Raw genomic sequence first — 11,933 nt, 5'->3', positions numbered from 1 at the left:
TGCCTTACTACAAACGCAAGGAGCAATAGCAATGAAAATGATCAAACCCGCTTTTCTAGGCACGCTGATGGTACCGGCTTTGATGCTCGCAGCAGGCACCGCCACTGCCCAGCAGACAAATGACCAGCAGAACAGCATGGACGCCTCCTACTTGACAGTAGCGCCCCAGGGTACCTTTCATGCTGACTCGCTGACCGGCAACTCTGTACACAGCACCGTTGAAGATGACGATGAAATCGGTACCATCAACGACCTGATCATCGATCAAGACGGACAGATTCAAGCGGTTGTAGTAGGTGTAGGCGGTTTCCTGGGAATGGGCGAGAAAGACGTAGCCATCGAATGGGACTCTCTGGAACTGACTCGTGACAACGACGATGATGACTACGTCATCCGCGTCAACGCTTCGCAAGATGCGCTTGAAGAAGCAGAAGAGTACGAGCGCGATGGTGATCGTAACAATCGAAACGACAACAACATGAACGACAACAACATGGATGACGATTCCATGAACAACGGTAATGACACCATGGGTGATCAGAACGATATGAGCGATCGTGATGATAACAACCTGGGCTAATCGTTCTTGTTGATTGATTGGCAGTATAAAAGCCCTGGCAAATGCCAGGGCTTTTTCATGCGCGGTCTGCAGGCATCCACATTTCCCTGACTTACTTTTACTGCGCCACTTATACCTCTATATCCACTTGAGCAAGCTGCCACTTTATTTCGGTAATTCCCGATCCACCTTGTCAGTCAAACACCTCTTCTAGCAATAGAGCCAACGACCGTATTTACCGTCACCCGTTTATGGAGTGCGTGAACACCACTTGCCGAGTCACTCGAAACTCGAATGCTAGAGCTTGGCTTACACTCCAGATAATCTAAAACCCTGGCACTGGTTTAAAGTCTGTTTTCAAGACCTGGTTTAAAGACTTGGCTTTAGAGACCTGGCTTTAGAGACCTGGCTACAAAGACCCGGTTGAAGCTCGGAATTAAAAGCTCGGAATTAAAAGCTCGGAATCTATAGTAAAACAATCAATCCAACGTTTATTCAAGCATAAAAAAAGCGCGGCCTGATAGCCGCGCTTTTCATCGAGATCGACGATCAACCTTTTAACTTGGCCGTCATGGTGATTTCGGCATTCAATACCTTAGACACCGGGCAGTTGGCCTTGGCAGTTTCTGCCGCTTCCTGAAACGCTGTTTCGTCGGCGCCACTGACAGCCGCTTCAACGTCGAGATGAATTTTGGTGATTTCGAATCCCCCGTTACCCTGGGAGAGCGTTACCGTCGCCTGGGTGTCGATCGCATCGGCGGTGTAGTTCTTGTCGCCCAGAATCATTGAAAGCGCCATCGAGAAGCAACTTGCGTGGGCTGCACCAATGAGTTCTTCCGGGTTGGTGCCTTTCTCGCCTTCAAAGCGCTGCTTGAAGGAGTAGCCGGCATCCAGAACACCGCTTTCGGTAGAGATGTTACCCTTGCCGTCTTTTAAGCCACCTTCCCAGTGCGCATTCGCTTTACTATCCATGGAGTACTCCTGTTGCAATCATTTGCCTGGTTACTTAAAGCGGGCGGGGAGCGACCTCCCATCACCACACCCTAAAGCGTAGTCTATTTTCCTGGCGGTGCCGAACGGCCCTGGGCTTTCTTTCCTCGCGTGATCGCCGTAATCTTGTCCGGCTTTCTCCCCCACCTGCACTGATGAGCCAGACCCGCCATGTCCTCACTTGACGCCTTGCGTTTGCTGCTGCTCTCTTCGCTTTGGGGGCTTTCGTTCATTTTCATGCGCGTGGCTGCTCCCGAACTTGGCGCCATTCCGCTGGTGTTCATCCGCATGGGCCTGGGAGCGCTGCTACTGGTACCGCTACTTCTGGATTTCCGCTATGTCCGCTTGATCGCCAGCAACGCGCCCGCGCTACTGTTTCTGGGTATCGTCAACCTCGTACTGCCCTTTTCACTACTCGCGCTCGCCACCACCCGTCTGGAGGCGGGCTTTACCTCGCTGATCAACGCCACCACGCCCATCTTCACCGCCCTGATCGGCGCTGCCTTCTTCGCTACCGTCATCAAGCGCGAACAGTACGCGGGGCTGGCAATCGCCCTGGTGGGCGTGTATGTCCTGTCTGCCGACCGTCTGGACTTCTCATCCGGGGGCGACGGCTGGTTCATTCTGGCGGTGCTGGGCGCAACGCTTTGCTACGGTATCGCCGGAAACTTCTCGAAAACCCGCCTGGGCCATCTTCCTGTCCGGGTACTGGCCGCCGGCAGCAGTGCGATGTCGGCGCTGGTGCTCTTGGTGCCGGGGCTTTTACTGTGGCCCACCGAGCCGGTCAGTGCGGTGGCCTGGGCCAACGCCGCCGCCCTGGCTGCCCTGAGTACCACGCTTGCCTTTTTACTCTACTTTGGGCTGCTGGCAAGCGCCGGGGCGACGGCCGCTTCCACCGTTACCTTCCTGGTGCCGGTGAGCGCCCTGCTTTGGGGCTACTTTCTGCTGGGTGAAACGCTGAGCCTTCCGGTATTGGTCGGCATGGTCATCACGCTTTCAGGAACCGCCATCGCAACTCGGCTTCTGCATATCAGACGCGCGAAGTGGGCGTCACCCCCGCCCCCACACGAATAATGGCCCCTTCCCCGTCACCGAGTGTGGCGTTCTGGCCGAAGTAGGCACCCTTGAGCCCGGGCTGGGTCTTCAGCTTCACCAGCGTGCTCAGCGGCTCGGCGGGCGTGGAAATGGTGCCCAGGCGTTGATCCACCGTAATGATGGTGCAGCGCTTGCAGGGTTTGCGCACGACCAGGCGAATAGTGTCGCCGTCGATATCGATCAATTGCCAGGCGTTTTCCGCCCACGCGGCGGGGCAGTCGATCACGATATTGGGACGAAAACGCGCCATGGGTACCGGCGCTTGCCGGTTTGCTTCAAGCGCTTGATTGAGGGCGTCCAACGAGCCGGTCGTCGTGACCAGAAACGGGTAGCCGTCAGCGAAGTGGGTATCGGCAAGATCACCATCGAGAAAATCGGCTTCCACGGGGCGTTTGAAGCCGCTGGCAAAGCGTACGAGACTAAGGCCTTCGGCCTGCTCGCCCAGCGCCCTGACCAGCCAGTCTGAAATCTCGTCACGCTCCGCCAGCGCCTTGCAGTGATCGCGCCATACTGTTACCAGGCGAATCGGGCCCTTGGGAGGTTCAAGCGGAATCTCGATGTCCCCCACCTTGGGGTGAGAAAGCACCAATGACACCCTGGTAAGCGCCACGGACACCGTCGAAAGCGCGGGTAGTTGGCGTTGAGTGACAAAGCGCTGCTGTCGGTCGACCCACATCCAGCAGCGATCCCAGGCCAGCCCCTGGGCTGTCACCGCCGACTCATCGAGATCGATACCTTGAAGCGATTTCACCGGGTAAATGGTCAACTGGTCGATTTTCAAAACGGTTCTGCCTCTTTACGTGTCTGGCACCCTAGTTTAACGAAGTTGGTGCCTTGTCTATATGGCCTGCAAAGATAGCCACCCACGCCCTGAAGCGCTACATTAAGTCAGATCTACTTGGGAGCTGTTATGTCTGAACAAGACCCCGCCCACGAGCTGGAACTGGACCACCAGCTCTGCTTTGCGCTCTACTCCACCTCGCATGCCATGACCAAGGTATATAAGCCGCTTTTGAAGGCGCTGGGGCTGACCTACCCCCAATACCTGGCGATGCTGGCCCTATGGCAGGAAGATGGGCTGACGGTAGGCGCGCTCAGCCGGCGCTTGCTGACCGACCCGGGCTCGCTGACACCGCTTCTCAAGCGCCTGGAGGGTGATGGGCTATTGAAACGCGAGCGAAGCAGCGAAGATGAGCGCGTGGTGCAACTTTTGCTTACCCCCAAGGGGCGCGCCCTGCAAACCGAAGCGCGCCATATCCCGGGTTGCGTGGTGAGCGCCAGCGAGCAATCACCCGAGCGTCTTCTGGAACTGAAAGAGGCGCTGGTAACCCTGCGTAAACACCTTCACAAGGCACTTTAAGTACGCCTTCGCTCTCTGATGCAGCGCCATGCATTTTATCTTGCGCACTAAACAAAGCTGTACTAAATTAATAATACCAACACGCCACGCCTTGCCATCATCGGGCGTGGCGTCAATGAAGTGTCATTGATAAAAGGAGGCACCATGTCTATCGAAACGATTGCTTACCGCGCCGAAGCCCATGTCAGCGGGGGCCGTGAAGGCCACGCCAAATCCTCTGATGGGGCGCTTGATGTCAACCTCAGCACACCCAAGGAGCTGGGCGGTGCCGGTGGCAGTGGTACCAACCCGGAGCAGCTCTTTGCCGCCGGCTATGCCGCATGCTTTCTAGGCGCCCTGAAACATGTCGCCAGCCAGGAAAAAGTGAAGCTGCCCCAGGACGCGAGTATCGACGCCGCCGTAGGCATTGGCGCGGTAGAGGTCGGTTTCGGTATCGAAGTCGAACTCAAGGTGAGTCTGCCGGGCATGGACAAGGCCGCCGCCCAGTCGCTGGTAGACAAGGCGCATACGGTTTGCCCCTACTCCAACGCTACCCGCGGCAACATCGATGTCACACTGACCGTCGCTTAATTCTCAAGCGACCAGCCCACCGCTTTCTCGGCATGTAAAGCGGTGGTGTCGTATAAAGGCACCCGGGTGTGTTCCTGGCTTACCAGCAGCGCGATTTCGGTACAGCCCAGAATGACCGCCTGGGCACCTTGGTCGGCCAGATCATCGATCACTTCCAGATAGCGCTGGCGGGAAGAGGCATTGACCTCGCCGCGGCAAAGTTCATCGAAAATGATCCGGTGAACGCTTTCACGCTGCGTCTCATCCGGGATCACCACGTCGATACCGTAGCGCTCCTTGAGACGCGCCTTGTAGAAATCCTGCTCCATGGTAAAGCGCGTCCCCAGAAGCCCGACGCGTTGAACGCCGTCTTTCTGGCACTGCTCGGCGGTAGCATCGGCAATGTGCAAAAGCGGAATCTGAATGGCCGCCTCGATGGCGGGAGCCACCTTGTGCATGGTATTGGTCGCGAGCAACAGACAGCCGGCGCCGGCGCGCTCGATTCGCTCAGCCGCCTCGGCCAGAAGCGTACCGGCCCTTTCCCAGTCGCCGGACTGCTGAAGCGCCTCGATCTCGGCGAAATCGACGCTGATCATGGCGATGGAGGCCGAATGAAAGCCTCCCAGAGCGTGATTGACGCCTTCGTTCAAGGCCTGGTAATAGCTTTGCGTGGACTCCCAGCTCATACCGCCCAGTACCCCGATCGTTCGCATCTGACTCTCCTGTTGGTTGACTTGATCGTTTGCTGGCAAACTAATTAAACATACACCCTTGTAGAGGGTTTTCACTAGCCCCATTGAGATCCTGGGACTACGTTATTCAAGGACGATGTTGTTCAAGAGCTACGTTATTCAAGAGCTACGTCAAGACCCGACCAGCACCAACGGTCCATCCTCTAAAGCGACAAGGAGCAACCCCGATGAGCGATAGCTACACACCGCCACGCGTATGGGAATGGGAACCCGGCAACGGGGGCAAGTTCGCCAGCATCAACCGCCCCTCGGCGGGCGCTACCCACGAGAAGGCGCTGCCTGTCGGCCGACACCCGCTACAGCTTTATTCGCTGGCAACGCCTAACGGGGTGAAAGTCACCATTCTGTTGGAAGAGCTTCTGGAGAAGGGCATCAAGGAGGCCGAGTATGATGCACACCTGATTCAGATCGGCGAAGGTGATCAGTTCGGCAGCGGCTTTGTAAACGTGAACCCCAACTCCAAGATTCCGGCGCTGATGGATCACAGCACTACGCCGCCCCAGCGGGTATTCGAATCCGGCTCGATTCTGCTTTACCTGGCCGAAAAGTTCAGCGCCTTCCTGCCCGAGCATCCGGCCCAACGCACCGAAGCGCTTTCCTGGCTTTTCTGGCAGATGGGCAGTGCTCCCCTTCTGGGCGGCGGCTTCGGCCACTTCTACGCCTACGCGCCGGAAAAATATCAGTATCCGATCGACCGCTATACCATGGAAGTGAAGCGCCAGCTCGACGTACTGGACAAGCATCTGGCGGATAACCGCTACATGGCCGGCGACGAGTACACCATCGCCGACATGGCGATCTACCCCTGGTACGGCGCGCTGGTGAAAAACCGGGTGTACGAAGCAGCCGAGTTCTTGAAGGCACACACCTACACGAACGTGATTCGCTGGGTCGAAGAGCTTGACGAGCGCCCGGCCGTCAAGCGCGGCCGCATGGTGAACCGCACCTGGGGCGAGGAAAGCGAGCAGCTTCACGAACGCCATGATGCCAGCGACTTCGAGCACAAGACCCAGGATAAAGTATAAGTCTTTCATGCTGAGTCTTTAGATAGCCAAACGGCCCCTGCGGGGGCCGTTTCGTTTGCCGCGAGCGCCTGGCCGTGATGCCGTTTTACGCCTTCATGACGCCATCCGGCTATTCAGGCTTTTCCCGTCAGGTGCTTTATTCAGCGCGAAGCCCCTCTCGTCGAGCGCTGGTTATCCTGGATAAACGGCTATCGGCGTACTCAGCACGGAAGGCGCCAAGCGATTACAGCTGATCTTCCTGTGGCCCCCTGACACCGCTCAGACTGGACTTCTCCTGGGCCAACGCCTTGGTGACCACGCTCAAGGACCCATCAGTTTCCAGAATCACCGCCGCCGCCTGGTTCGTACTGGAAAGCCCGCTTGCGCGTACGGCAGAGCGCACCTCGTCCTGGGTCACCCTGGCCTTGTAAAGCGCGTCGGATAAAAACGCTCCCTGGTATAGAAGCATCAATGGCTCACCGGTCACGGCCCGCTTTACCCAGCCGACCCTTATGCTTAGCCAGGTGATCAAGAACTGCAGAAAGATCAGAAGACCCAGGGCCAATGTGCCTTCGGCCAGCGCCACGTCCTTGGAAAGCAGCACCGTGGCAAGGGTCGAGCCCAGCGCGACCGTCACGATCAGGTCGAAAGCGTTCATTTTGGAAAGCGTGCGATTGCCGGAAATACGCAAGAACACGATCAGTACGATATAGGCCAGCACCCCGACCACCAGGGTACGTACCAGGCTTTCCCAGCCGCTGAAAAACATCATGTCCATAGGATGTCCTGCCACTTATCAATGCATGGACGTTGAGTGTAGTCACGCAACACCATTAGCAACAGGCAGACGCCGGATCTCAGTGCTGCTTTGCCCACCAGTCGGCGTAGGTACTGTTTTCCGGGGCCCGACCGCCCTCGTCCGGTGCGTCGTCATCCCACCATACCGGGCCCCGCTCACCCAGCGCCTCTTTCGCGTCCTGCACGTTGGCACGCGCCTTCCTGAGCGCCTCGTCATCGTCTTGCTGCTTGGCGGTTTTCACATCACGCCGGGCCTTCATCAAGGCGTTGACGTGCCTTTGCTCCTCGTCTTTATCCAGACGCGGGTCGGTACAGCGCCACAGCCGGTTTTTCGCCACGAAATAGCGGCCATCCGGCGTGCGGGGATAGGGGATTTTCCTGGCCATGAGCGAACCCCGACAGGCACGAGTGAAACGAATGCGGTTAAAAGCGCTTGGTCAACGTAAGGGCGCCAAAGGTATCGTGACTGTCCTGCCCGTCGAACTCTCGAGTACGCTTGAGCGCGGCGTAGGTCACCTGCCAGTCCTCCCAGCCAAGAGCCAGACCCGCAGAGGCGTCCGCCACCCACTCCTTGCGATCCACCGAGTGGCTCGAGGAGAAGACGTTGCCGTCAAGCGTCAGATTATGCGCCATGTAGTAGCCGTCCACGTTGGCAAACAGATACCACTGCAGGCCGTGGGTGCTGGCGAACTGTCCACGCATGCCGGGGTTGGGCGTCAAGGTGGGCACGCCGCTGGCCTCATCGCCCCAGCGCACGCTGTAACCGGCGCTGGCATAGGTATACAGGTTGCCCAGCGCGGTGCCCAGGCTTGGCCCATGCGAGAACTGCTTGCCGGCTAACGGCGCGTCGACCCACCACTGGCGGCGCAGGGTCAGATTGGCGATCGGCTCATCGCCCAACTGGTTGTCCCAGCCCCGTGGGCGGTCGCTACTGGTCACGCGGTGCACTTCGCGCTGGATACTGTCGGCCAGCGAGGACGGCCCCACCAGGCCCACGTCCAGATGCAGGTCGGTGGCCTGGGTAACGTTTCGACTCAAGGGGGCGTCTTCGTAAAGCGACATCCCGATAAACACCAACCCCGCGTAAGGGCGGTCATCCTCGATGAGCGCGGGCTCTTCGATGTTATCCGGCGTATAGATCTGATGAACCAGGCGAAAAGCCGTCTGGTCCGCCCGACCGATCACCGCATCAGGCAGCGCGGTGGCCAGGTGCTGGGTCCAGTTTTCATCGCCTGGAGCGTAACTGTAGTTGAGCTCGAAGCCGCTGGTGAAGTGACCATCATCGCTGCTGGCCATACCGTCGTTGGCCACCTTGACGCTGAAGGCGCTATCCTCAGCCGCAACCAAGGGCGATAACAGGCCAAGCGAAGCTGCCATCGCAAGAAATTTCCACCGGGCGGCAGAAGATACATTCATGGCTCGTTCCTTGAGGAAAGTAAAGTTCACAATAAGCGTAGACGTGCTTAAACATTTTCGATTGTATGTAAAAAAGAAAATATTTAGCAAGCACACTTTTTCAGCGAAACGCGTTTAAAGGACGCCTGTTTCCTGAGTGCCTGTTTCTGAACGACTGTTTCTAGAGTGGCTGGCAAAGACGCCCACGCAAAAGGCGCCTAACGCTCGCGCAGCAACCAGCGAGGGGTGATTTCGTGCTGACCCTGATCATTGGTGACAAAGAGCGAGCCATCGCTGATCATCACCGCCCAGTTGATGGCCCGGGGGAGTTCGCTGGCTACCGCCGCCAGCGCTTCTTGAGGCAGGCTGCCCACGTGCAGGTTTTTCAGGGACGTGACGCCTGGCAGCACTTTGCTCTCCCAGACATCTACCCGCCCATAGGCGAGCAGCGAAACCCGTTCGGCCCGACGCGAGCACCAGGTCAGGCGCTCGGCATCGGGCAGGCCGACCTCGATCCAGTGCAGCACGCGCCCATCCAGACTTTTCTCCCACAGCGCAGGCTCATCCACATCCGACAACCCGCGCCCGAAGGCCAACGCGTCGCTATACCAGAGAATGTAAGCCACCAGACGTGCACACAGCCGCTCCTCGGTTTCGGAGGGATGCCGCGCCACGGTGAAGCGCAGCGTTTCAAAGACGTTGCGATCCAGATCGGTCAGATTCAGATCCACTTTGTAAGGGGTCGCGCTCAAGGCCATTGATGTCGTCCGATTGAATTTGGCCGCCAGTGTAACGGATTTGATCGGCTCGCGTTGCGTGCCTATCTGAAGTCAGGCTTACGCTTTTCGACAAAGGCGCTCATGCCTTCTTTCTGCTCGTCTCCCGCAAAGCAGAGGGCAAACAGACCGGTTTCCAGCGCCAGGGCGCTGTCCAGGTCCTGATCCATGCCATCATGCACTGCCTGTTTGGCGCCACGCACCGCATGACGGCCGTTGCCTTTCAACTGTCTGATGAGCTCTTCTTCATAGCGTTCAAGCTCGGCCTGAGGCATGACGCGATTGACGAGCCCGATGCGCAGCGCCTCCTGAGCATCGATCTTGCGCCCGGTGGTGACCAGGTCGATCGCCATGGCAGGCCCTACCCGGCGCGGCAGGCGCTGGGTGCCGCCGAAACCGGGAATCACGCCCAGCAGCACTTCCGGCTGGCCGAACACGGCGTTGTCGCTGGCCACCGCCCAGTCGCAGGCCAGGGCCAGTTCGCATCCGCCGCCCAGACAGAATCCGTTGACCAGCGCCACCACCGGCACCGGCAGCGTCTCGAGACGCTTGATGGTGCGCAGCGCCTGCATGGCGAAGGCGCGGGCCTGCTCGGAGGTCTTGTCGCGCATCTCGGTAATGTCCGCCCCGGCCACGAAGGATTTCTCCCCGGCGCCGGTGAGAAGCACGGCGCGCAGATCGGCCCGCCCTTCAAGCTCGGTCAGATGGGTCTCCAGCGCGCCCAGTACCTCGCTGTTCAGCGCATTGAGCGCCTTGGGGCGGTTGATGGTCAGCCGTACGATGCCCTCGTCTTCGGTTCTTTCAATGACGTTTTCGCTCATGGTGACTCCCGTTATTGTTGTGTCGAGTAATCGTTCAAACACTGCATGCCCGCTTCGATCACCGCGCGCTGAGCACGACCAACCGGCAGCCATTGGGTGATCGCGAAATGCGCACTGGCGAGCTTGGCTTTATAGAACGGGTCCTGGCTGTCTGCCCGGCTGGCGGCGAGTGCGGCTTCCCCCATCTGCCAGGCGCACAGCACGTGACCGGCCAGGTTCAAGAACGGCGTGGCATAGGCCTGGACGGCATCGCCACCGTGCTCGGGGTGTTTACCCTGTTCGAGTACCAGGCCCATTGCCGCGCGCAGATCCTGCGCCCCGCCTTCGAGCGTCTTGCCCAGAATGGAAAGTGACGCCTCGTCTTTCAGCGCCTGGGCAGTCTGCTCGACGCTCTCGATCAGGCGGCCAAGTGCCGCGCCGTCATCGCGCTGAAGCTTGCGCCCGGCCAGATCGAGGGCCTGGATGCCGTTGGTGCCTTCGTAAATGGGCGCGATCCGCACATCGCGCAAGAGCTGGGCTGCCCCGGTCTCTTCCACATACCCCATGCCGCCGTGCACCTGAATTCCCATCGAGGCGATATCCACGGCCTGATCGGTGGAGAAGCTCTTGACGATGGGGATCAGCACATCCACCAGCGCCTGGGCCGCGTCGCGCTCGCCGGGCGTATCGCTTTTACGCGCGATATCGAGCTGCCCGGCACAGTAAAGCGCCAGCGCGCGCAGTGCGTCGGTTCTGGCCCGCATGGAAAGCAGCATGCGCTTGACGTCGAGATGTTCGCCGATGGTGGATTCAAGACCGCCTCGGGCGCCGGACAGCTTGCCCTGCACGCGCTCCTGAGCATAGGCGACAGCGTGCTGGCAGGCGCGCTCGGCAACGCCGATGCCCTGAATACCCACCTTGTGGCGCGCTTCGTTCATCATGGTGAACATGTGGTTCAGCCCACGCCCCTCGTCGCCTATCAGGTAACCAATGGCGCCGCCCTGCTCTCCGAAGCTGAGTGTACAGGTGGGCGAGCCGTGAATACCGAGCTTGTGTTCGATGGAGGCGCAGGTGACATCGTTACGCGCGCCCAGCGAGCCATCGTCGTTGACGAGATACTTGGGCACCAGGAAAAGCGAAATGCCCTTGTTGCCTTCCGGGGCGTCGGGCTTGCGGGCGAGCACCAGGTGGATGATGTTGTCGGCGGCATCGTGCTCGCCCCAGGTGATGTAGATCTTCTGGCCCGTAATACGGTAGTGGTCGTCTTCAGGGACGGCCCGGGTGCGCACCTTGGAAAGGTCCGAGCCGGCCTGGGGCTCGGTCAGGTTCATCGTGCCGGTCCAACGCCCTTCCACCAGATTGGGCAGGTAGGTTTCTTTCAGCGCGGGGCTGCCGTGGTGCGCCAGCGCCTCTATCGCGCCGGCGGTCAGCATGGGGCAAAGGCCCAGCGCCATGTTGGCGCCGTGAAGCATCTCCTGCACCGCGCTTGCCACCACTTCAGGCAGATTCTGCCCCCCCAACGCCTCGGACACGCCGATGCCGTTCCAGCCGCCGTCCACAAAAGCCTGATAGGCGCTGGCAAACCCTTCGGGGATGGTGACACTGCCGTCCGGGTGACGGGTGGCGCCCTGCTGGTCGCCGGTGCGATTCAAGGGCCCCCAGACATCCCCCGCCAGTCTGGCGGCTTCTTCAAGCACGGCCTCGATTAGATCCGGCGTGGCCTCCTCGAAACCGGGCAGCGAAAGCGAACGATGCGCCAGCATCTCTTCCAGTACAAAGCGCAGATCGCGAACCGGCGCGGCATAATCCTTCATGGCAACCTCTCAACCCAGATAGAGTAACGTTTGAAAACGCG

At 59.2% G+C, this 11,933-nt stretch carries 14 protein-coding genes; 5 read left to right on the top strand and 9 right to left on the bottom strand.

The features are described 5' to 3' along the window. The first annotated feature begins 31 nt into the window (after positions 1 to 31). Positions 32 to 580 (top strand): PRC-barrel domain-containing protein, encoded by a 549-nt coding sequence (locus ACWF8S_RS04480; RefSeq protein ID WP_447555643.1) that lies wholly within the window; start codon positions 32 to 34, stop codon positions 578 to 580. Between the two features lie 528 nt (positions 581 to 1,108). On the opposite strand, the gene ACWF8S_RS04475 is transcribed toward ACWF8S_RS04480, so the two are convergent. Further along, positions 1,109 to 1,531: an OsmC family protein gene (locus ACWF8S_RS04475; protein WP_447555642.1), complete on the bottom strand. Its 423-nt coding sequence runs from the start codon at positions 1,529 to 1,531 to the stop codon at positions 1,109 to 1,111. Positions 1,532 to 1,720: 189 nt separating this feature from the next. On the opposite strand from ACWF8S_RS04475, the gene ACWF8S_RS04470 reads away from it, so the two are divergent. Further along, positions 1,721 to 2,623, top strand: a complete 903-nt coding sequence (locus ACWF8S_RS04470) for a DMT family transporter (protein ID WP_447555641.1) — start codon at positions 1,721 to 1,723, stop codon at positions 2,621 to 2,623. Here the strand turns inward: ACWF8S_RS04470 and ACWF8S_RS04465 are convergent. Then, on the bottom strand, positions 2,580 to 3,425 hold the full coding sequence (locus tag ACWF8S_RS04465; protein ID WP_447555640.1) for an MOSC domain-containing protein: 846 nt from the start codon (positions 3,423 to 3,425) through the stop codon (positions 2,580 to 2,582). The two genes, ACWF8S_RS04470 and ACWF8S_RS04465, sit on opposite strands and share 44 nt — an antisense overlap. A gap of 129 nt (positions 3,426 to 3,554) precedes the next feature. Between ACWF8S_RS04465 and ACWF8S_RS04460 the strand changes: the two genes are divergently transcribed. Together ACWF8S_RS04460 and ACWF8S_RS04455 are read left to right on the top strand one after the other, a co-directional pair. Next, positions 3,555 to 4,004, top strand: coding sequence for a MarR family winged helix-turn-helix transcriptional regulator (locus ACWF8S_RS04460; protein ID WP_447555639.1), 450 nt, complete (start codon positions 3,555 to 3,557; stop codon positions 4,002 to 4,004). 144 nt (positions 4,005 to 4,148) lie between these two features. Further along, positions 4,149 to 4,574 (top strand): organic hydroperoxide resistance protein, encoded by a 426-nt coding sequence (locus tag ACWF8S_RS04455; protein ID WP_447555638.1) that lies wholly within the window; start codon positions 4,149 to 4,151, stop codon positions 4,572 to 4,574. On the opposite strand, the gene ACWF8S_RS04450 is transcribed toward ACWF8S_RS04455, so the two are convergent. Then, positions 4,571 to 5,266, bottom strand: coding sequence for an aspartate/glutamate racemase family protein (locus ACWF8S_RS04450; protein WP_447555637.1), 696 nt, complete (start codon positions 5,264 to 5,266; stop codon positions 4,571 to 4,573). The two genes, ACWF8S_RS04455 and ACWF8S_RS04450, sit on opposite strands and share 4 nt — an antisense overlap. A 206-nt stretch (positions 5,267 to 5,472) precedes the next feature. On the opposite strand from ACWF8S_RS04450, the gene yghU reads away from it, so the two are divergent. Beyond that, positions 5,473 to 6,330 carry a glutathione-dependent disulfide-bond oxidoreductase gene (yghU, locus tag ACWF8S_RS04445; RefSeq protein WP_447555636.1) on the top strand — a complete coding sequence of 286 codons (858 nt, stop codon included), beginning with the start codon at positions 5,473 to 5,475 and terminating at the stop codon, positions 6,328 to 6,330. 223 nt (positions 6,331 to 6,553) lie between these two features. Here yghU and ACWF8S_RS04440 read toward each other — a convergent pair whose 3' ends face one another. From ACWF8S_RS04440 to ACWF8S_RS04415, 6 genes are all read right to left on the bottom strand, one after another. Then, on the bottom strand, positions 6,554 to 7,087 hold the full coding sequence (locus ACWF8S_RS04440) for a DUF421 domain-containing protein (RefSeq protein ID WP_447555635.1): 534 nt from the start codon (positions 7,085 to 7,087) through the stop codon (positions 6,554 to 6,556). Between the two features lie 79 nt (positions 7,088 to 7,166). After that, a complete protein-coding gene (locus ACWF8S_RS04435; protein ID WP_447555634.1) occupies positions 7,167 to 7,493 on the bottom strand; it encodes a hypothetical protein in 327 nt (108 codons plus the stop codon). 37 nt (positions 7,494 to 7,530) lie between these two features. After that, positions 7,531 to 8,523 (bottom strand): lipid A deacylase LpxR family protein, encoded by a 993-nt coding sequence (locus tag ACWF8S_RS04430; protein WP_447555633.1) that lies wholly within the window; start codon positions 8,521 to 8,523, stop codon positions 7,531 to 7,533. A gap of 197 nt (positions 8,524 to 8,720) precedes the next feature. Further along, complete coding sequence (locus ACWF8S_RS04425; RefSeq protein WP_447555632.1) at positions 8,721 to 9,260, bottom strand: YaeQ family protein; 540 nt, start codon at positions 9,258 to 9,260, stop codon at positions 8,721 to 8,723. A 62-nt stretch (positions 9,261 to 9,322) separates the two neighbouring features. Beyond that, positions 9,323 to 10,099: an enoyl-CoA hydratase-related protein gene (locus tag ACWF8S_RS04420; RefSeq protein WP_447555631.1), complete on the bottom strand. Its 777-nt coding sequence runs from the start codon at positions 10,097 to 10,099 to the stop codon at positions 9,323 to 9,325. An 11-nt stretch (positions 10,100 to 10,110) separates the two neighbouring features. Beyond that, a complete protein-coding gene (locus ACWF8S_RS04415) occupies positions 10,111 to 11,892 on the bottom strand; it encodes an acyl-CoA dehydrogenase (RefSeq protein ID WP_447555630.1) in 1,782 nt (593 codons plus the stop codon). Positions 11,893 to 11,933: the final 41 nt, after the last annotated feature.

The organism is Vreelandella xerophytica, from assembly GCF_968048975.1.
Note: the sequence above shows the minus strand (reverse complement) of the source record. Positions and strands in the feature narration are given on the sequence as shown.

Coding starts and splice junctions, on each gene's coding strand:
- ACWF8S_RS04425 (WP_447555632.1), bottom strand. CDS start 9,260: ATGGCCTTGAGCGCGACCCCTTACAAAGTGGATCTGAATCTGACCGAT.
- ACWF8S_RS04460 (WP_447555639.1), top strand. CDS start 3,555: ATGTCTGAACAAGACCCCGCCCACGAGCTGGAACTGGACCACCAGCTC.
- ACWF8S_RS04440 (WP_447555635.1), bottom strand. CDS start 7,087: ATGGACATGATGTTTTTCAGCGGCTGGGAAAGCCTGGTACGTACCCTG.
- ACWF8S_RS04455 (WP_447555638.1), top strand. CDS start 4,149: ATGTCTATCGAAACGATTGCTTACCGCGCCGAAGCCCATGTCAGCGGG.
- ACWF8S_RS04450 (WP_447555637.1), bottom strand. CDS start 5,266: ATGCGAACGATCGGGGTACTGGGCGGTATGAGCTGGGAGTCCACGCAA.
- ACWF8S_RS04475 (WP_447555642.1), bottom strand. CDS start 1,531: ATGGATAGTAAAGCGAATGCGCACTGGGAAGGTGGCTTAAAAGACGGC.
- ACWF8S_RS04470 (WP_447555641.1), top strand. CDS start 1,721: ATGTCCTCACTTGACGCCTTGCGTTTGCTGCTGCTCTCTTCGCTTTGG.
- ACWF8S_RS04430 (WP_447555633.1), bottom strand. CDS start 8,523: ATGAATGTATCTTCTGCCGCCCGGTGGAAATTTCTTGCGATGGCAGCT.
- ACWF8S_RS04435 (WP_447555634.1), bottom strand. CDS start 7,493: ATGGCCAGGAAAATCCCCTATCCCCGCACGCCGGATGGCCGCTATTTC.
- ACWF8S_RS04480 (WP_447555643.1), top strand. CDS start 32: ATGAAAATGATCAAACCCGCTTTTCTAGGCACGCTGATGGTACCGGCT.
- yghU (WP_447555636.1), top strand. CDS start 5,473: ATGAGCGATAGCTACACACCGCCACGCGTATGGGAATGGGAACCCGGC.
- ACWF8S_RS04415 (WP_447555630.1), bottom strand. CDS start 11,892: ATGAAGGATTATGCCGCGCCGGTTCGCGATCTGCGCTTTGTACTGGAA.
- ACWF8S_RS04420 (WP_447555631.1), bottom strand. CDS start 10,099: ATGAGCGAAAACGTCATTGAAAGAACCGAAGACGAGGGCATCGTACGG.